Source organism: Stenotrophomonas beteli (genome assembly GCF_001431665.1).
Lineage (GTDB): Bacteria > Pseudomonadota > Gammaproteobacteria > Xanthomonadales > Xanthomonadaceae > Stenotrophomonas > Stenotrophomonas beteli.
The window spans coordinates 38,897-55,922 of the sequence record NZ_LLXV01000039.1 but is presented as its reverse complement, the minus strand read 5'-3'; the positions used below and the strand labels follow the sequence as shown (position 1 = coordinate 55,922).

Genomic DNA, 17,026 nt, shown 5'->3' with positions numbered 1-17,026 from the left:
CATACTACGTGCTTTCAGCAGACATATGAGGCTGTTTTGCGATCCATTCCGCGACTTTGCACCTGAAATCGAAAGATTCGTTGCGGTACGGTTTACGCTCTGTTAATTCTACGTTTAGCGACCAGGGCCCTGGCTGCAAGGAGAACCAACAGGATGAACCACTGACCGACAAACCACTCAAATCGACTGCAGGGTGCATGCATGAAACACGGAATTCGCAGAAGTGTTCGGGCTCCAGACGCAATCACGCCCTTGGCATCCGCAGTAATGGTGGCCCTCGCCACCGCGCTGCTGTCCACCAGCCCCGTTGCATGGGCGCAGGACAGCAGCCCATCGACGACGCCCGACGCGGCCACCACCCTGGATACCGTTTCGGTGCTGGGCAGCCGTACCAAACCGCGCACGGTGTCGTCGTCGGCGGTGCCGATCGACATCATCAGCGGTGAAGAGTTCCGCAACCAGGGCGCGACCGACGCCCTCGACCAGCTCAAGGTGCTGGTACCTTCCTTCAACGTCAGCACGATTCCCATCGACGATGCGGCCAGCCTGGTGCGTCCGGCCAACCTGCGTGGCCTGCCGCCGGACAACACCCTGCTGCTGGTCAACGGCAAGCGTTTCCACCGCTCGGCGGTGATCACCTTCCTCGGCCATGGCCTCTCCGATGGTGCGCAGGGCCCTGACCTTTCGGTGTTCCCGTCACTGGCACTGGAGCAGGTCGACGTACTGCGCGACGGTGCTGCCGCGCAGTATGGATCGGACGCCATCGCCGGCGTGCTCAACTTCGGCCTGAAGAAGCTGCGCGAAGGCGGTACTGCCGAGGTCTTCGCCGGGCAGTACTACAAGGGCGACGGGCTTACCACCCAGTACTCGGCGCAGATCGGCCTTCCGCTGACCGAGCACGGCTTCGCCACCCTGACGGCTGAGTGGCGCAAGGCCGACGACACTTCGCGCAGCGTGCAGCGCGATGATGCCGCCGCGGTGGCGGCGGCCGGCTACCCCGGGGTGAACGACCCGGCGCAGATCTGGGGATCGCCGAAGGTGGACGACGACCTCAAGCTGGTCGCCAACCTCGGCTACGACACCGAAAACGTGGAGTTCTACCTGTTCGGCAACTATGCCAAGCGCAAGGTGGACGGCGGGTTCTACTACCGCGACCCCACCGCGCGTTCGGGCGTGTACTCCAATGATGGGGGTGAGACGCTGCTGGTGGGCAACCTGACCGGCGTGGGCAGCTGCCCTTCCATCGCCCTGCGCGACGGCGCCGGCAACCTGCTGCCCTACAGCACCGTAAGTGGCGCCGTGGGTGCGCTGCCGGCCAACTGCTTCACCTTCCTCTCCAGTCTGCCCGGTGGCTTCACCCCACGCTTCGGCGGCGAACTGGAGGACGCTTCGGTGTTCGCTGGCGCCAAGGGCACGTGGGGCCAGTGGTACTGGGACGTAAGCGGCTCCTGGGGCCGCAACGATATTGAGTTCACCATCTACAACACCGTCAACGCGTCGCTCGGGCCTGACCAGCCGGCCGGGTTGCGATTCCGACCCGGCGGTAACACCCAGACCGAAAAGAACCTCAACGTGGACGTAAGCCGGGACATACCGGCCAGCTTCAGCAGCCAGCCGCTGCGCCTGGCGATGGGCGCCGAATGGCGCGAGGAGAGCTTCAGGATCAGCCCCGGTGATGGCCCATCCACCGCCATCGGCCCGCTGACCGAACAGGGCTTCGCGCTTGGCTCCAACGGTTTCAATGGTTTCAGCACGCGCACCGCCGGCACCTTTGATCGCCGCAACTGGGCGGCCTATGCCGACCTGGAAGCCCAGCTCACCGACAAGCTGCTGCTGGCCGGTGCGCTGCGCTACGAGGACTACGATTCGTTCGGCAGCACCACTACCGGCAAGTTCACCGCGCGTTTCGACTTCAACGAGCACTTCGCCCTGCGCGGTGCCTACAACACCGGCTTCCGCGCACCGACTCCCGGCCAAGCCAACGTCAGCCAGATCAGCACCGTGTTCGGCGGCACCGCGCTGGAGGACATTGCCACGCTTCCGCCCACCAACCCGATCGCGCAACTGAAGGGCGCCCAGCCGCTCAGTCCGGAAGAGTCCAGGAATGTGTCACTGGGAGCGGTGTGGACCGCGGGCGACTGGCTGATCACCCTGGACGGCTACCAGATCAAGGTGGAAGACCGCATCGCGTTGAGCACCAGCTTTGCGGTCACCCCGGAAGAGCGCGCGGCGCTGGTGGCCGGCGGCAATCCGGAGGCCGCCTCCATTTCGCAGGTGACCTACTTCGGCAACGCCTTCGATACCACCACGACCGGCGTGGATCTGGTGACCAGCTTCAAGAGCAATCATTTCGGCGGGGTAACCACCTACTCGCTTGCCGCCAACTGGAACCGCACCAAGGTGGATCGCTACGACACCGACTTCATCGACGAAGCCCGCGTCTACAAGCTGGAGAAATCGCTGCCCAGGACCAAGGGCTACTTCAGCATCCACCACCAGCGGCAGATCTTCCATGCCAACCTGCGCTTCAATTACTACAGCAGCTGGTACGAAGACCATCTGGACAGCGGCGTGATCTCCGCCGAGGACGGGGGCCTGCCGATCTACGGCGGCAGCGCGCTGATCGTGGATGCAGAGGTGGGCTGGAAGTTCGATTCGGGCCTGTATTTCAGCCTTGGCGCGCAGAACCTGTTCGACCGCACGCCGGCCGGCAACCCCTGGGGCGGGGTGGCCGGTGCGCAGTACCCCGTGCACTCGCCCTACGGGTTCAACGGCGGCTTCTATTACGCGCGGGTAGGCTGGAAGTTCTGAGCCCTGCGTGAAGACCCGGGACGACAGCCAGGGAAGGCTGCGTCCCTGCGTCCAAGTACACCGCGACGGGGGCAGAGGCCGGGCACAGCCCGGCCTCTGCCCAACGGCTTGACCGCAGCCAACGCGCCACGGAGAATTCCGCGACTAATTCTCATTTGCTGTTGCGCAGGATGCGGGCGGCAGCCTCCCGGGCCCTCCTTCTTCGATGTTCAAGAACGTCCTGTTCCAACTGCACTGGCTGCTGGGCATCACCGCAGGTGCCATCCTGGCCGTGATGGGCCTCAGCGGTGCCGTGCTGTCCTTCGAGGACGAACTGCTGCGCGCGGCCAATCCCGGCTTCGCCGCCATCGCCGAACACCACGCCGACGGCCAGCTTCCACTGGCGCTCAGCGAGCTGGTGCCGCAGCTGCAGGCCGGCAACGAGCGTCCGCTGCAGCGACTGCGCGTCGATGCGACCGGGCAACGCCCCTCGGTGGCGCGCTTTGCCGGCGGCAAGCAGCACTGGGTGTACTTCGACCCCTACAGCGGTGAGCGCTTCAGTGCCCTGCGCGGGCAGGCGTTCTTCGACTTCGTCGAGGACCTGCATCGCCACCTGGCCGCCGGCGAACGCGGCAAGTGGATCACCGGCAGCTGTGCCATCGCCCTGCTGTTCTTCACCCTGTCCGGGCTCTACCTGCGCTGGCCACGACGCTGGTGGCACTGGCGCAGCTGGCTGGCGGTGGAATGGAAGCGCAGCGGCCGCAGCTTCCTGTGGAGCCTGCACTCGGTGGCCGGCACCTGGGTGCTGCCGATCTACCTGATGAGCGCGCTGACCGGCCTGTGGTGGTCGTTCGACGGATACCGCAGCGTGGCCAATACGCTGCTGGGCGTTGCGCCGGCGGCCAGGCCCACGGTTGCGACCGATGCGTCGCTGGACCTGCAGCGCGTCGAAGCCACGCTGTACGCATTGCCCGGGGTGCGCACCGGCTTCATCGACCTGCGCCTGCCGGAAAAGCCGGGCCAACCGCTGAACGTCCGGGTCATGGCCGGCGATCCGGCGCAGCGCGGGGGCCACCACGATCGCGCCCACGATCTGCTGCAGCTGGACCCGGCCAGTGGTGCAGCCCTCGATGCGCGCCCCTATGCGCGCCAGGGCGCTGGCGCACAGCTGGCCACCAGCGTGTTCGCATTGCACTCGGGCAGCTACTTCGGTGTCCCGGGGCGCGTGGTGGTGATGCTCAGCAGCCTGGGCATGAGCCTGTTCTTCATCACCGGCTGGATGCTGTACCTGGATCGCCGCCGCAGCCAGCGCGCGGCGCGCGGCCTGCGCCGCTCGCTGCCGGTTGCGGCCGCCGATGACGCCGCTACGCCGTGGCTGGTGGTGCACGCCAGCCAGAGCGGGCTGGGCGAGCAGCTGGCCTGGCGCGCAGCGGCGCAGCTGCAGGCCGCCGGCCACGCGGTGCGGGTACTCCCGCTGGCCCGCCTCGATGTGGCCGGACTACAGCGCAGCACGCACGCATTGCTGGTGCTCAGTACTTTCGGCGATGGCGAGCCACCGGATGCGGCACGACGCGCCGCGCGGCAGCTGCTTGCACAGCGCCTGGATCTGTCGGGCCTGGCATTCGGGCTGCTCGCACTGGGTGATCGCCAGTACCCGCATTTCTGCGGCTTTGGCCGCCAGGTCGACAGCTGGCTGATCGGCAATGGCGCACGACCGCTGTTCGATCGCATTGATGTGGATGCCGCAGCGCTACCGGCCCTGCGCCAATGGCAGCTGCAACTGGCAACCCTGACCGGAATCGCCACCGATGACAGCGTGCTGCCGTCGGCCACGGTGATGCACGACTGGCGATTGCTCGGCCGCGAGCGTCTCAATCCCGGCAGCGTCGGCGGTGCGATCTGGCACATCCGCCTGGCGGCACCGGCACAGGTGCAGTGGCAGGCCGGTGACATCCTGCATGTGTCGCCCCGGCACAGTGCAGCACATGCCAGCGCGGTACTGAAGGCGCATGGGCTGGATCCGCTGCAGCCAGTGCTGGTGGAGGGTCAACCACGCACGCTGCTGGCACTGGCCAGCGAACGCGAACTGCCCGGTGCCGATGCCGCGCTGGTGGTGCAGGACGCCTGCCTGTGGCTGGCCGGGCTGCCCGCGCTGCCCGGGCGCGAATATTCGATTGCGTCCGCTGCGCAGGATGCCGCAGTGGAGCTGGTGGTGCGGTTGACGCATGACCCGGCCGGTCGTGCCGGGCTGGGTTCGGGTTGGCTGTCGCTGCATGCACCGGTGGGCGCCGGCATCGTGGCCCGCGTGCACCGCAATCCGGGTTTCCATCGCGTGGCTGCCGCGCCGATGCTGCTGATCGGCAATGGTACCGGCATCGCCGGCCTGCGCAGCCTGCTGCGCGAAGCCGCGCATGCAGGTGCGCACGGGCACTGGCTGCTGTTCGGCGAACGCCAGCGCGCACACGACTTCCTGTTCGGCGAAGAAATCGAGGCCTGGCAGGCCGAGGGTCATCTGCAGCGGGTGGACCTTGCATTCTCGCGCGATGGTGACGGTGGCTACGTGCAGGATCGGCTGCGCGCGGCCTCCGATGTGCTGCGCGACTGGATGCAGCGCGGCGCGGTGATCCATGTCTGCGGTTCGTTGCAGGGCATGGCCGAAGGCGTGGACCAGGTGCTGCGCGAGGCGCTGGGCGATGAAGCGGTGGAAACACTGCTGGAACAAGGACGCTACCGGCGCGACGTGTATTGATTCCTGCCGCCTGACGCTGGTGTGAGCCGAGCATGGGCACGGCTCTACAGTGTTCCTGCAGCCGATGTAGCGCCGGGCCTGCGCTCGGCTGACTAGGCCGCCGCGGCGCGCGCCTGCGGCATCGACTGCAAGCGGAACGCGCCCACGGCCTCCGCCAGGGCCTGCACCTGCGCCTGCATCTGTGCGGTGGAGGCACCCGCCTCTTCCACCAGACTGGCGTTGCGCTGGGTACTGGCTTCCATCTGCACGATGGTCTGGTTCACCTGCGCGATGCCGGCGTGCTGGTCGTGCGAGGCGCTGCGGATACCGGCCAGCAGGTCCGCCAGCTGCTGCACGCTGCCAACGATCTCGCCCATGGTGGTGCCGGCCTGCTCGGCCAACCGGTTGCCTTGCCCGACCCGCGCCACCGAATCCTCGATCAATCCCTTGATCTGCTTGGCTGCCTCGGCACTGCGCTGGGCCAGCAACCGTACTTCGGCGGCCACCACGGCAAAGCTGCGGCCCTGCTCGCCGGCGCGTGCCGCTTCCACGGCCGCGTTGAGCGCAAGGATGCTGGTCTGGAAGGCGATGCCATCGATCAGCTGGGTGATGTCGCCGATGCGGCGTGATGCCTCACTGATGCCCTGCATGGTCGCCACCACCTGACCGACGGCCTCGCCGCCACGCTGCGCCACGGCGGCCGCGCCCTGCACCAGTGCATCGGCACGCCCTGCCGCGTCGGCGTTGCGACCCACCGTATCGGTCAGCTCGTGCATGGACGCTGCCGTCTCTTCCAGGTTGGCGGCCTGCTGCTCGGTACGCTGCGACAGGTCGTGGTGGCCGGCGACGATCTCGCCTACGCCGGTATCGAGATGCGACGTCGCCTGCTGGATGCGGGTGACGATGCGCCCCAGCTGCGCCACGGTGGCGTTGGCATCATCGCGCATGCGCGCAAAGACACCCTGCAGATCACCGCCCATGCGCACACTGAGATCGCCGCTGGCCAGTGCAGCCAGCAGCGCCTGCAGATCGCCAAGATTGGTTTCGAAGGTGGCCAGCAGGCGGTTGATGCTGGTTGACAGCGTGCGTACGAAGCCCTGCTTGCCATCCAGTTCGATACGCCCCTGCAGATCGCCCTGGGCAGCCGCATCGACCAGCGCGGCCACTTCGGTCTCCAGCAGGTGTTCCAGCGCACGGCTGCGCCACTCCACCGCTACGCCGAGGTAGTGCCCTTCATCGATGATGGCATTGGCGATCAGCTGGTAGCGCACGCCGGCATGGCTGATCTCGCGTTCCTCGCGCTGGCGCACGCCGACCAGATTGGCCAGCGCCGGGTGCAGCCGCACCGCGTCGCGGCCCAGCAGCTCGTCGGCGTGCATCGCCAGATGCTGCTGCAGTGCCGGGTTGGCATAGGCCAGCCGGCCCTCGGCATCGATCACCATCAGCCCGGTCTGCGCGCTGTCCAGCGCCTGGCGCACACGGGTGTTGCCGCGGGCCACCGCACGTTCGGTGTCGATGCGTGCGCGCAGCTGCTGCTGCATGTCGACCAGGCGTTGCGCCAGCTGGCCGATCTCATCGTTGGCGTTGTAGACGCGAAGGGTGGTGTCGAGGCGATCGTCGGCGATGTCACTGGCAAAGCGCAGCGTGTCCTGGATCGGCTGGCGTACCGCGCGCAGCACCAGCACCAGGCTGGTGATCAGCACGCCGGCCACCAGCAGCAGGGTCAACGTGAACAGTACGCTCATGGTGCGCGCACCTGCTTGCTGGCGTGACTGTGCAGTGGCCAGCGCCGATACCTGGGCCTGCTGGAATGCGGCCAGCGCCGGGGCAACGCCGGCGGCGGCGTCCAGCAACGACTGCGCCTCCACATCCAGGCCGACGCGGGCGGCGGTGTAGGCCAGCAACGCGTCCTGGTAGCCCTCCATGCCGCTGCGCAGGGTGTCCTGCACATCGGCCGGCAGTCCGGCCAGCGCCAGGTCGAACGGCAGCTTTTCCTCGCTGGCACGGTCGGCGTGGGCCGCGTCACCGTCGAGCAGCAGCAGCGCCTCCTGGCGGCGCATTTTCTGCAGCGTCAGCGCCAGTGCAGGGCGCTGCAGCGCATCGACCTGCGTCTGCAAGGTATCAGCGGCCTGCTGCAGCTGCGCGGCAAGACCGGCGTCGCCCCGTCCCATCTCATCCACGCGCTCGAACAGTGCGGCAACACCCTGCGAAAAGGCGTCTGCCGCTTCAGCCAGCGCCTGCAGTGCCTTGCGCCGGCCGGCGTCCATCGGCATCGCCCGCAATGCCTGCAGGTCCGCCTGCAAACCCTTCTGCGTGGCCAGCAGCTGATCGCGGTCGGCATCACCGAAACTCCGCGCATACTGGGTCTGCAGGCGGCGGGCTTCGGCCACGCGGGTGGCCAGGCGGGCAGCCAGATCACTGCCGTGCTGGTAGCTGGCCTGGTTGCGCGCGGCCTGTGCGCTGCTGTGCCCGGTCCAGGCGTAGACGGCGGCGATCGCCGCCAGGCCCAGACTGCAGATCCAGAGGGTGGCCTTGAGCTTGTTGGCTACGCTGAGCCGATGCGGCTGCAACCAGCGCAGCAGGCCGGGGGACGCCCTGCACCATGTGGCAAGGCGCGTGTGCAGGGACCAGAGGTGGGGAACGACGGCCGACATGACAGGGCTCCAGGCAGAAAGACGCACCTGTATCGGCCGGGATGGACGCAGCTTTAGCGCTATTTTCGATGCCTGCCTGTACCTGCCGGCGCACGCGGCCTTTGTACCGGGGGCAGGCGACGGGGGGATGACACCGGCGCCGCGCTTGACCTCAACCCCGGTTGCGGGAGCACAGTGGACCTCCCTCCCCGCCCGGTGCCGCCATGGTCACGCTCGATGTCCCCCGCTATCTGCAACGCCTGCAGCTGGCTGCGCCGCCGCCCGCGACGCTGGCCGGGCTGGCGCTCCTGCAGCAGCGCCACAACGCATTGCTGCCGTTCGAGACCCTCAGCTGCCTGCTGCGCGATGCGGTACCGATCGACCTGGACAGCGTGCAACGCAAGCTGCTCCACGCGCGCCGTGGCGGCTACTGCTTCGAGCTCAATGGCGGCCTGTTGGCCCTGTTGCAGGCGCTGGGGTTCGACGCACAACCGTTGAGTGCGCGGGTCCTGCTGGCCGCGCAGGACGGTGAGCTGACCGCGCGCACCCACCTGCTGTTGCGCGTGCGGGTGGACGGGGATGACTGGCTGGTGGATGCCGGGTTCGGCAGCCTGACGCCCACGGTGCCGCTGCGCCTGCACGATGCGCAGCCGCAGACCACGCCGCACGAGCGCTACCGGCTGCAGCGCCTGCCAGGCGAGGGCGATTTCGTGCTGTCAGTCGAATCCAGCGACGATTGGCGGGCGATGTACCGGTTCGACCTGCAGGTGCCTGCGCCGATCGACAATGTGGTGGGCAACTGGTACGTGTGCACCCATCCCGATTCCAGCTTCCCGGGCCAGCTGCGTGCATCACTGACCGCGCCGGATTGGCGCCGCACCATCGGCAGCGGCAACTACACCGAGTACCGGCCCGGACAGGCGCCGGACAAGCGCCCATTGCACGATGTCGGCGACGTGCGCGACGTGCTGCAGCAGCGCTTCGGCGTGCAGCTGCCGGACGACCCGCGGCTGGACCCGGCGATCAACGATTGGCTGCAGCGCTCACGTGCCGCGATCCACGTATAGCGTCGAGCCCTGCCCGGCGGGCGCTTTTGTAGAGTCGAGCCATGCTCGACTGGCGTGGTCCCGGCACCCCAAAGCAGTCGAGCATGGCTCGACGCTACATGAACGCGCGCGCCTGCAGCGCAATGCGATTGCCTTCGCTGTCGGCGATCTCGGCCACGCGCCAATCACCGGCATCGGCCGGGCCGAAGCGCAGCTCGGCCCCGGCCTGCAGCGCACGCTCGAGGCTGGCATCCAGGTCATCAACCCCGATGTAGATGCGCGCGCCGTGCACGGAAGGCAGATAGTCGGCCCCCTGCACCAGCGCCATGCTGGCACCGGGGGCCTCATCGGCAAACGGCAGGTAGGCCATCCTGCAGTCGTGCAGCAGGATCGGTTCGTCCACCGCCACCTGCAGCCATTGCTGGTAGAACGTGATGGCCCGGGCCAGGTCAGTGACCGGTATCTCAACGTGCAGGATGGGGTTCATGTCCGCAGGATAACCGGATACTGACACGGCCTTGCAGGGCAGCACTGGCATGCTGGACCGCCCTTTTCCCTGCGGAGCCCTGCATGTCCCTGGCCGATCATCGAAGTGCCTTGGCACCGCAGGGCTTCCTGCGCGTGGCGATCAACCTGGGCAATCCGGTACTGGCACAAGGCGATGCACGTGCCCCGCGTGGGCCTTCGCTGGAACTGGCGACGGCCCTGGCACAGCGGATGGGCGTGCAGGCACGTTTCACCTGCCACGACGCCGCGGCCTCGGTGGTCGCCGCAGCGGCGCAGGACGGCTGGGATCTGGCCTTCCTGGCCATCGATCCGGCACGCGCCGACCGCATCGCCTTCAGTGCGCCGTACGTGGAAATCGAGGGTACCTACCTGGTGCGCGAGGACAGCCCGGCACAGCGGGTTGCCGATCTCGACTGCGACGGCATGCGCATCGCGGTGGGTCGGGGCGCGGCCTACGACCTGTTCCTCAGCCGCGAACTGCGGCATGCCGTGATCGAGCGCGCGGCGACTTCAGCAGCGGCCATCACTCTGTTTGACCAGCAGCACCTGGATGCCGCGGCCGGGGTACGTCAGCCACTGGCGGCCTGGGCGCAGGCGCATCCCGGCCACCGCGTGCTGGCCGATCGTTTCACCGCGATCCGGCAGGCGGTCGCGGCACCGGCCTCGCGCCCGGCCGAGGCATTGCGGGCGCTGTTCGAGGAAGTTGAGGCGATCAAGGCAGGCCCGTTGCTGGGCGAAGCGTTCGCCCGTGCCGGCCAGGCGGTCACCCTGGTCCGATGCGTGTAGTCGAGCCATGCTTGACTGCTCCTGCGAAGGGCCAGTCGAGCATGGCTCGACGCTACAGATGCGCGCCGGCCATATGCCGCACATGCTCGGCCGCCTGCGCGTGCAGCCAATCGCGGAAGGCAAGGAAACCACGGTGGTGGGCCGAGCGTGGCGGGTACACCAGCCAGTGCGGCCAATCGGTCTTCAGGCGCTGCTGGGACAGCGCGACCAGCTGGCCGGAGTCGAGCAGCAGGCGCGCGCGCGTGACCCGGCCCAAGGCGACGCCCACGCCATCCAGCGCAGCCCGGTGATGCGCCTCCGAATCATCCAGCACCGCCACGTAGCGGGGTGGCGGGTTCTGCCCGCTCAAGGCGAACCAGGCGCCCCAGGCACCGTCGGGATCACCCAGCAACGGCCATTGCGTGAGCGGGACATTATCGATGCCGCCCATGCGCTCGATCAGGGCCGGGCTGGCCATCGGCAGCAGCCACTCATCGAACAGCGGCTCCACCACCAGCCCCGGCCAGGTGCCGCTGCCCAGCCGCAGCGCGGCATCGAACTGGCGCTGGCGATCGAAATCCACCAGGCGTTCGCTGGACTGCAGGTTGATCTCGATCTGCGGATGTGCGGCCACGAAATGCCCCAGGCGCGGCACCAGCCACGCCGACGCCATCGACGGCACCGCGCTGATCGTCAGCACGTGCTCGGCGCGTGCGGCATAAGGCTGGAACGCCTCGTTGATCGCATCCAGATGCGGGCCGACCTGGTCGAGCAGGCGCTGCCCTTCCAGGGTGAGGGTGACGCCGCGCGGCTGGCGGACCAGCAGCGGCTGCCCCAGCCGCTCTTCCAGCTGGCGCATCTGATGGCTGAGCGCACTGACGGTCAGGTTCATCGACGCCGCTGCGCGTGACAGGTTGCCCAGCCGCGCGGCGGCCACGAAACCCTGCAGGGCATGAAGGGGCGGGCGGGACATCAGGCTTGAATTCCTCTCAAGGCATGCTTGCGGAAATGTCGCTTTTTGCCTGTCCATGCTGCCCGTATCGTGCAATCCACTCAAGTGGAGGCACGCTCATGAACATCTTCGGCAGCCTGTTGTTCCTGCACGGCCATATCGTCAGCGCCGAACTGGCCCGGCAGCTGGCCTGCCCGTCCACCGGCTCCCCCACGGGTGCGCCGCAACCGGCCGCGCCGGTTCAGCAACCGCATGCCCGTTGAACACGGCTCAACCTGCATACCAACGCTGGACGTGTTCAGGCAGCCATGGCATTGGGTCGATATCCAGCGCCCGGCAACCGTCGAGGGTGTCACGCAGCACGCGCTCGCCGGGGCCACCGGGCATGCGCAGGCCATCCTCTTGCGGAAGCTGCACCGCCGCCCAGTCGTGCAGCCGGTCCATGCGCAGGCGCAGTGCGGCCTGCAGCCATGCCTTGAGCTGGAAACAGCGATAGCCGTGTGCGCCCAACGCATCAACCGCGAGCGACAGCGCCTGGTTGGCACCACGTACCCATTCGGTGCGACCTCCGGCCTTGTCCTGGACCGTCATCGGCGCCGGCGCGCGGTGCGCCTTGAACGGCGAACGCAGCTGCAGTTCCAGATCACGCGCATCGCGCTCGCTCTCCGCTTCCACCAGCGCGCCGGCATCAAGGTCGAAGAACTCGAACCAGCGCCGGTGCAATGCGCTGATGCGCCCGAGCGGATCGCGTGAAAAGCCGATCTTCGCGTAGTCCTCCCACGCACAGGGGAAGACGTAGGCGAAGACACGACCGTCGATGCGGATATGCGATTGCATGTGCGCAGGCTGCCTCCACTGCGGCCCGGGCGCAACCGGGCGTTACCGTGGGCGCTGCAGCGCTTTGGCAGTGCGGCTTCATGCAGCCGCTGCGGACTATCCTTGCTGCCTGTCGCTGTCATCACCGCCACCATGCCCGCTCCTGCGCCTGCCCACCTACCGGTCTCGTCCATCACCCTGGAAGCGGCAACCTTCGCGGTGGTCCACGAGCACAACGCGGGCATCGCGCGGCAACCGGCCTCGCTGACCAAGCTGATGACCGCCTACGCCGCTTACGAATGCGTCGAAGAGAACGGTGGCGCGTGGGACCAGGCGGTCACCATCGCCGCCGAAGATGTACATGCGGTGGCCGATGATGAAACGCGCATGGGCCTGGTGCCCGGCGAAACGCTCAGCCTGGCTCGCCTGCTGGAAGGGTTGATGATCGTCTCCGGCAATGATGCGGCGCTGGCCATCGCACGCCATCTGGACGGATCACAGCCTGCGTTCCTGGACCGCATGAACCGGCACGCGCGCCAGCTTGGCCTGCGCAGCACGTGGTTCGCCAGCGTCTCCGGCATCACCACCCCGCACCATGCCTCCAGCGCGCGCGACATCGCGGTACTCGCCGCCTGCCTGCTGAATGACCATCCGCAGATCCTGGCAATCACCGCGCAGCGCACGTTCGCGCATGGCCGCTTCAGCCGCAACAACCAGAACGCCCTGCTTGGCGAAGACGGCGTGGATGGATTGAAGACCGGCTACACCCAGGCCGCTGGCTTCTGCCTGGCCGCCACCGCATGCCGGGCTGTGCCCGGGCGGAGCCCGCCGGTACGCCTGATCACCGTGGTGCTGGGCGCAGAAAGCCGCGACGTACGCGATGCCCTTGTGCGCGAGCGGCTGGCCGCCGGCTTTGCGGCGCTGGCCGGCACCACCGCCAACACCAACGCCTGAGCGGATCAGCGTCGCTTGACCGTCGCCACGATCAAGCGCTGCAGCTCGGCCTCGGCGCCGGCCTTGTCCAGCGCGCCTGCCGCCACGGCTTCGGACAGGGCTTCGGCCGCACCAAGAATCGCCCAGCGTCCGGCCAGCGGAACCGTGCCATTGGCCGCAAATGGGCCCAACCAGGTATCGCAGTTGTCGATGAAATCCTGCTGGTAGCGCCGCCGCACCTCGTGCAGTTCAGGTGCACCGACCAACGCGGCAAGAATGCCCTGCACTTCACTGCCCTGGCTGAGGATGCAGTCGATGTAGCCGGAGGCGATGGCCGCCGCACGATCGGCCAGCTGCGCCCTGGCGCGGCCGATGCGCTCGTTGAAGACGCGCGTCTGGCGGCCGTCGTAGTCATCGTAGAGCGCGGCCAGCAGCCCGTTACGGGTCACGAAGTGATCGTAGGCCACCGGCTTGGTCACACCCGCCGCCTCGGCCAGCCGGCCCAGCGTCAGCGCATCGGTGCCTTCGTCGCCGACCAGCGCCCAGGCCACGTCCAGCAACTGGCGGGCGCGTTGCTCGCGGGTCAATCGGCGGCGCGTGGGTGCGGCGTTGGCAGGCATCGGTGGAGCACGGCGGTCAGCGCATCGGAGTAGCGATTTTACGGCCGATTTCCACCGCGGTCTGCAGATGCGCGGCGGCCGCACCGCTATCGGCATCGAGCAGCAGGTCGGACGACAGCACGCGCGCGCCGCAGTAGTCGAAGATGCCCATGTCGATCTGGGTCTTCATCGCCGCGCCATAGCCACGCCGTTCGATCATCTCCGCGCCAGCGCCGCCGACGCCGACCAGATGCACGCCCAACCGCTGCAGCTTCTTCTGTACCTTGCCGTCGGCGCCGTCCTGGTAGGCCCAGCCCTGGGTGAACACGCGGTCGATCCATCCCTTCAACAACGCAGGGAACGACCACCAGTACAGCGGATAGACCAGCACCAGCGTATCGGCCCGGTCCAGCCGCGCGTGCTCGGCGGCAACATCGGCCGGCACCGCACCGGTGCCGCGGAACAGCGCCTGGTCCTCGCGGTTGAAACGCGGGTCGAAGCCTTCGGCCACCAGGTCGGCGTGGGTCACGGTGTTGCCGGCGTCGGCGGCCCGGAGGGCATCGCCGATGCGCCGGGCGATGGCATGGGTGAGCGATCCGGGTTCCGGGTGGGTGGTGACAATGAGGCTGTGCATGGGCGAATCTCCAGGAATCATTACCTACCAATAGTAAGTAACAATGCCCGGATCACCAGCGCCATCGATGGGACGCTGTTTTTGCGTTCGCCGTATAGTGCGCCCCATCCCGTGGAGATCGCCGACGATGCGCCGACGCCTGTTTGCCCCGATGCTGGCCGTGTTGCTGTGCGCGGGCGCTCCTGCCACCGCAGGCGAGCTCAGCCCCGATGATGCGGCAGCCCTGCGTGCTGAGGTGCGCGCGATGGTGGCGGCCTTCAGCCGTGGCGATGCGGGGTTCCTGATCGCGCGCACGCATCCCAGCCTGAAACGGCTGGCTGGCGGCGACGAAGCCTTCGCGCGGATCGCCGGTAATGCGGCGGCCCAGCTGCGCAGCGCGGGCGTGGAGATCGTCAGTGAGGACGTCGGCATCCCCGGCCGGACCTATGCCGCCGGCGAGGAGGAAGTGTGTTTCGTGCCGCGGCACTCACTGATGCGGGTGCGCGGAACTGCGATCCGCAGCACCACCTTCATGGTGGCGGTGCGCCGCGTTGGCGATCCGGGCTGGACGTATCTGGATGGGTCCGGGCTGCAGGACAACCCGGGCCTGCTGCGCCAGCTGCTGCCCGCACTCGAGGCCGGTGTCCTCCTGCCCGAGCGGCATATCGAAGCGCTGTAGGCGCTGGCGGATCCATCCCCGCAGGGCGTGGACCTACTGGAACAGCGCGTTCAACGCCGCGCCCGGGGCCGCGTGTTGCAGGCCGTCGAAACGGCCGTCCTGCACGATCGGCCCGGTGGCCTGCATCAAGCCTCCCCACGCGGCGCGGGCCAGTGCTCCGCCCAGGCTGACCCGGCGCACGCCGAGTGCGGCGATGTCCTGCAGGTTGAGCGGGGTAGGCCCACCGACCAGCAGGTTCACCGGTCTGGATCCGGCCGCGGCAACCACCGCGCGGATCTGTTCCGGCGAACTGATGCCCGGCGCATAGAGCACATCGGCACCGGCCTCGGCATAGGCGCGCAGACGCTGCAGCGTGTCGTGCAGATCCGGTACGCCAACGAAGAAGTTCTCGGCACGTGCCACCAGCAGCACCTCGCCCCCGGCCTGATCAATGGCGGCGCGTGCCGCACGCAGGCGCGCCACCGCATCATCGATCGGGCGCAGCGGTGCGTCGATCACGCCGCTGGCATCCTCGATCGACAGCGCGGCGATGCCGGTGCCGATGGCCGCCGCCACCGCCTCGGCCACCTGTGGCGGGGATGCGCCGAAGCCATCCCCGAAATCGGCATTCAAGGGCAGCGGGGTCGCTGCGGCCATCAGCCGCAGGTGCTCCAGCGTGGCCGGCAGCGAAACCGCGCCATCGGGCCGGCCTTCGCTCCAGGCGCAGCCGGCGCTGGTGGTTGCCAGGGCCAGGAAGCCCTGCCGCTGCAGATAGCGTGCACTGCCAACGTCCCAGGGATTGGGCAGTACGAAGCAGCCTTCAGCGTGCAGCTGGCGGAAGGCCGCGCGCTTGCGCCGGGTGTCTGCATCGGACAGGGACATGGCGGGCTCCGGGGCGGTACCCCGGCACCCTAGCCCGCTCCGCGCCCGGACTCAATGGCACCGGCGGCAACCTGCATGAGGTGATGCCGCCTGCTTATTGGACGCCACCGGGTGGCCTGCCCGAGCGTGCCATCTCGCCCCCGCGCTGCCGCCACGGAGTCCTGCATGCACGCTGACCTGCCTTCCCCGACCGGCGTTGCCATCGACGCCGACGACGCCCAGTGGGCCGACCTGCTCTCGCCCAGCCGGCGGCGCCTGATCGCCTCGGCCGGCTTGGCCGCCGGCGGCCTGGCCAGTGCGTCGACGGCCGCGGCAGCGCCCCATGGCGACACCGCCATGAACACCACCGAGCCCGCTCGCCCCGGCTTCCGCGCCATCGTGCCGCCGGCGCCCAAGGGTCGCAGCCCCTGGGGCGAGGCTACCGCGGACGAACCCACCCCGCGCCCGGCCAGCGTGCGCCCCGGCGAAGCCACGTTACCCCGCACGCCGCGCCCCTACACCGACATCAAGAGCTACCACGCGCATATCTACTTCGATGAGGACAACTTCGAGAAGGCCGCGCTGCTGCGGCGCTGGACGGCCGAGCGCTTCCCGGTGGAGCTGGGCAACTGGAACCTCGAACCACGCGGGCCGCACGTGACCCCCTCGTTCTACTTCGGCTTCACCAACGACCTGCTGCCGGTGCTGATGCCGTGGCTCCAGCTCAACAGCCTGGGGTTGACCATCCTGATCCACCCCAATACCGGGGATGGCCGCGCCGATCACCTGCATTACGCGTTGTGGGTGAACCGCGCGCAGCCGGTGAATGCCTACAACTGGCCGGTGCTGGCGCCAGGCGAGCGGGAGCCGCTGGAAGAGGTGTTCCCGAACGTGGTGCCGACGGTGCCGCTGGAGACCTGAGCCGTCGGGTCCCAGAGGGCTCCAGGCGGGTGCGTAGCTCGCTGCGCACCGAACCCCGTCATCCACGCATGGCGTGGGTTCACCGCCTCGCGGGCCATTGCGGCATCAGCCCTCGCCCGGCCTTGCCGCCATCGTCGGCCTACGTGCACGCATCCCCGGCCAGCACGGCATTCAGCGCGCCTTGATCCAGCGCCCGCCATACGG

General features: G+C 68.3%; 15 protein-coding genes. 8 read left to right on the top strand and 7 right to left on the bottom strand.

Annotation, left to right across the window (positions count from 1 at the left end):
• Positions 1-252: 252 nt before the first annotated feature.
• The gene (locus tag ARC23_RS10225; protein ID WP_238985230.1) at positions 253-2,811 is read left to right on the top strand and encodes a TonB-dependent receptor plug domain-containing protein; all 2,559 of its coding nucleotides are present in this window, start codon (positions 253-255) and stop codon (positions 2,809-2,811) included.
• 205 nt (positions 2,812-3,016) lie between these two features.
• Positions 3,017-5,539: a PepSY domain-containing protein gene (locus tag ARC23_RS10220; protein ID WP_057497134.1), complete on the top strand. Its 2,523-nt coding sequence runs from the start codon at positions 3,017-3,019 to the stop codon at positions 5,537-5,539.
• A 92-nt stretch (positions 5,540-5,631) separates the two neighbouring features.
• Here ARC23_RS10220 and ARC23_RS10215 read toward each other — a convergent pair whose 3' ends face one another.
• Entirely contained in the window at positions 5,632-8,172 is a 2,541-nt protein-coding gene (locus ARC23_RS10215; RefSeq protein WP_057497133.1) for a methyl-accepting chemotaxis protein, read from the bottom strand.
• A gap of 203 nt (positions 8,173-8,375) precedes the next feature.
• Here ARC23_RS10215 and ARC23_RS10210 point away from each other — a divergent pair, with 203 nt between their 5' ends.
• The gene (locus ARC23_RS10210) at positions 8,376-9,218 is read left to right on the top strand and encodes an arylamine N-acetyltransferase family protein (RefSeq protein WP_057497132.1); all 843 of its coding nucleotides are present in this window, start codon (positions 8,376-8,378) and stop codon (positions 9,216-9,218) included.
• 94 nt (positions 9,219-9,312) lie between these two features.
• Here the strand turns inward: ARC23_RS10210 and ARC23_RS10205 are convergent, their stop codons facing one another.
• Entirely contained in the window at positions 9,313-9,684 is a 372-nt protein-coding gene (locus ARC23_RS10205) for a VOC family protein (protein WP_057497131.1), read from the bottom strand.
• Positions 9,685-9,767: 83 nt separating this feature from the next.
• Here ARC23_RS10205 and ARC23_RS10200 point away from each other — a divergent pair, with 83 nt between their 5' ends.
• Positions 9,768-10,490 carry a transporter substrate-binding domain-containing protein gene (locus tag ARC23_RS10200; RefSeq protein WP_057497130.1) on the top strand — a complete coding sequence of 241 codons (723 nt, stop codon included), beginning with the start codon at positions 9,768-9,770 and terminating at the stop codon, positions 10,488-10,490.
• Between the two features lie 52 nt (positions 10,491-10,542).
• On the opposite strand, the gene ARC23_RS10195 is transcribed toward ARC23_RS10200, so the two are convergent.
• The gene (locus ARC23_RS10195) at positions 10,543-11,442 is read right to left on the bottom strand and encodes a LysR substrate-binding domain-containing protein (RefSeq protein ID WP_057497129.1); all 900 of its coding nucleotides are present in this window, start codon (positions 11,440-11,442) and stop codon (positions 10,543-10,545) included.
• A gap of 98 nt (positions 11,443-11,540) precedes the next feature.
• Between ARC23_RS10195 and ARC23_RS21080 the strand changes: the two genes are divergently transcribed.
• Positions 11,541-11,684 carry a hypothetical protein gene (locus ARC23_RS21080; protein ID WP_203226353.1) on the top strand — a complete coding sequence of 48 codons (144 nt, stop codon included), beginning with the start codon at positions 11,541-11,543 and terminating at the stop codon, positions 11,682-11,684.
• Positions 11,685-11,691: 7 nt separating this feature from the next.
• On the opposite strand, the gene ARC23_RS10190 is transcribed toward ARC23_RS21080, so the two are convergent.
• A complete protein-coding gene (locus ARC23_RS10190; RefSeq protein ID WP_057497128.1) occupies positions 11,692-12,258 on the bottom strand; it encodes a GIY-YIG nuclease family protein in 567 nt (188 codons plus the stop codon).
• A 132-nt stretch (positions 12,259-12,390) separates the two neighbouring features.
• Between ARC23_RS10190 and ARC23_RS10185 the strand changes: the two genes are divergently transcribed.
• Positions 12,391-13,191, top strand: coding sequence for a D-alanyl-D-alanine carboxypeptidase family protein (locus ARC23_RS10185; RefSeq protein WP_057497198.1), 801 nt, complete (start codon positions 12,391-12,393; stop codon positions 13,189-13,191).
• 5 nt (positions 13,192-13,196) lie between these two features.
• On the opposite strand, the gene ARC23_RS10180 is transcribed toward ARC23_RS10185, so the two are convergent.
• Positions 13,197-13,790, bottom strand: coding sequence for a TetR/AcrR family transcriptional regulator (locus tag ARC23_RS10180; protein ID WP_057497127.1), 594 nt, complete (start codon positions 13,788-13,790; stop codon positions 13,197-13,199).
• 16 nt (positions 13,791-13,806) lie between these two features.
• Positions 13,807-14,403: an NAD(P)H-dependent oxidoreductase gene (locus ARC23_RS10175; RefSeq protein ID WP_057497126.1), complete on the bottom strand. Its 597-nt coding sequence runs from the start codon at positions 14,401-14,403 to the stop codon at positions 13,807-13,809.
• A 127-nt stretch (positions 14,404-14,530) separates the two neighbouring features.
• Between ARC23_RS10175 and ARC23_RS10170 the strand changes: the two genes are divergently transcribed.
• Positions 14,531-15,061: a hypothetical protein gene (locus tag ARC23_RS10170; protein WP_057497125.1), complete on the top strand. Its 531-nt coding sequence runs from the start codon at positions 14,531-14,533 to the stop codon at positions 15,059-15,061.
• Positions 15,062-15,094: 33 nt separating this feature from the next.
• On the opposite strand, the gene ARC23_RS10165 is transcribed toward ARC23_RS10170, so the two are convergent.
• Positions 15,095-15,922: an isocitrate lyase/PEP mutase family protein gene (locus ARC23_RS10165; RefSeq protein WP_057497124.1), complete on the bottom strand. Its 828-nt coding sequence runs from the start codon at positions 15,920-15,922 to the stop codon at positions 15,095-15,097.
• Between the two features lie 165 nt (positions 15,923-16,087).
• Here ARC23_RS10165 and ARC23_RS10160 point away from each other — a divergent pair, with 165 nt between their 5' ends.
• Positions 16,088-16,822, top strand: coding sequence for a DOPA 4,5-dioxygenase family protein (locus ARC23_RS10160; RefSeq protein ID WP_057497123.1), 735 nt, complete (start codon positions 16,088-16,090; stop codon positions 16,820-16,822).
• The last annotated feature ends 204 nt before the right edge of the window (positions 16,823-17,026 follow it).

Coding starts and splice junctions, on each gene's coding strand:
- ARC23_RS10205 (WP_057497131.1), bottom strand. CDS start 9,684: ATGAACCCCATCCTGCACGTTGAGATACCGGTCACTGACCTGGCCCGG.
- ARC23_RS10195 (WP_057497129.1), bottom strand. CDS start 11,442: ATGTCCCGCCCGCCCCTTCATGCCCTGCAGGGTTTCGTGGCCGCCGCG.
- ARC23_RS10190 (WP_057497128.1), bottom strand. CDS start 12,258: ATGCAATCGCATATCCGCATCGACGGTCGTGTCTTCGCCTACGTCTTC.
- ARC23_RS10180 (WP_057497127.1), bottom strand. CDS start 13,790: ATGCCTGCCAACGCCGCACCCACGCGCCGCCGATTGACCCGCGAGCAA.
- ARC23_RS10165 (WP_057497124.1), bottom strand. CDS start 15,922: ATGTCCCTGTCCGATGCAGACACCCGGCGCAAGCGCGCGGCCTTCCGC.
- ARC23_RS10210 (WP_057497132.1), top strand. CDS start 8,376: ATGGTCACGCTCGATGTCCCCCGCTATCTGCAACGCCTGCAGCTGGCT.
- ARC23_RS10160 (WP_057497123.1), top strand. CDS start 16,088: ATGCACGCTGACCTGCCTTCCCCGACCGGCGTTGCCATCGACGCCGAC.
- ARC23_RS10215 (WP_057497133.1), bottom strand. CDS start 8,172: ATGTCGGCCGTCGTTCCCCACCTCTGGTCCCTGCACACGCGCCTTGCC.
- ARC23_RS10220 (WP_057497134.1), top strand. CDS start 3,017: ATGTTCAAGAACGTCCTGTTCCAACTGCACTGGCTGCTGGGCATCACC.
- ARC23_RS10200 (WP_057497130.1), top strand. CDS start 9,768: ATGTCCCTGGCCGATCATCGAAGTGCCTTGGCACCGCAGGGCTTCCTG.
- ARC23_RS10185 (WP_057497198.1), top strand. CDS start 12,391: ATGCCCGCTCCTGCGCCTGCCCACCTACCGGTCTCGTCCATCACCCTG.
- ARC23_RS10170 (WP_057497125.1), top strand. CDS start 14,531: ATGCGCCGACGCCTGTTTGCCCCGATGCTGGCCGTGTTGCTGTGCGCG.
- ARC23_RS21080 (WP_203226353.1), top strand. CDS start 11,541: ATGAACATCTTCGGCAGCCTGTTGTTCCTGCACGGCCATATCGTCAGC.
- ARC23_RS10175 (WP_057497126.1), bottom strand. CDS start 14,403: ATGCACAGCCTCATTGTCACCACCCACCCGGAACCCGGATCGCTCACC.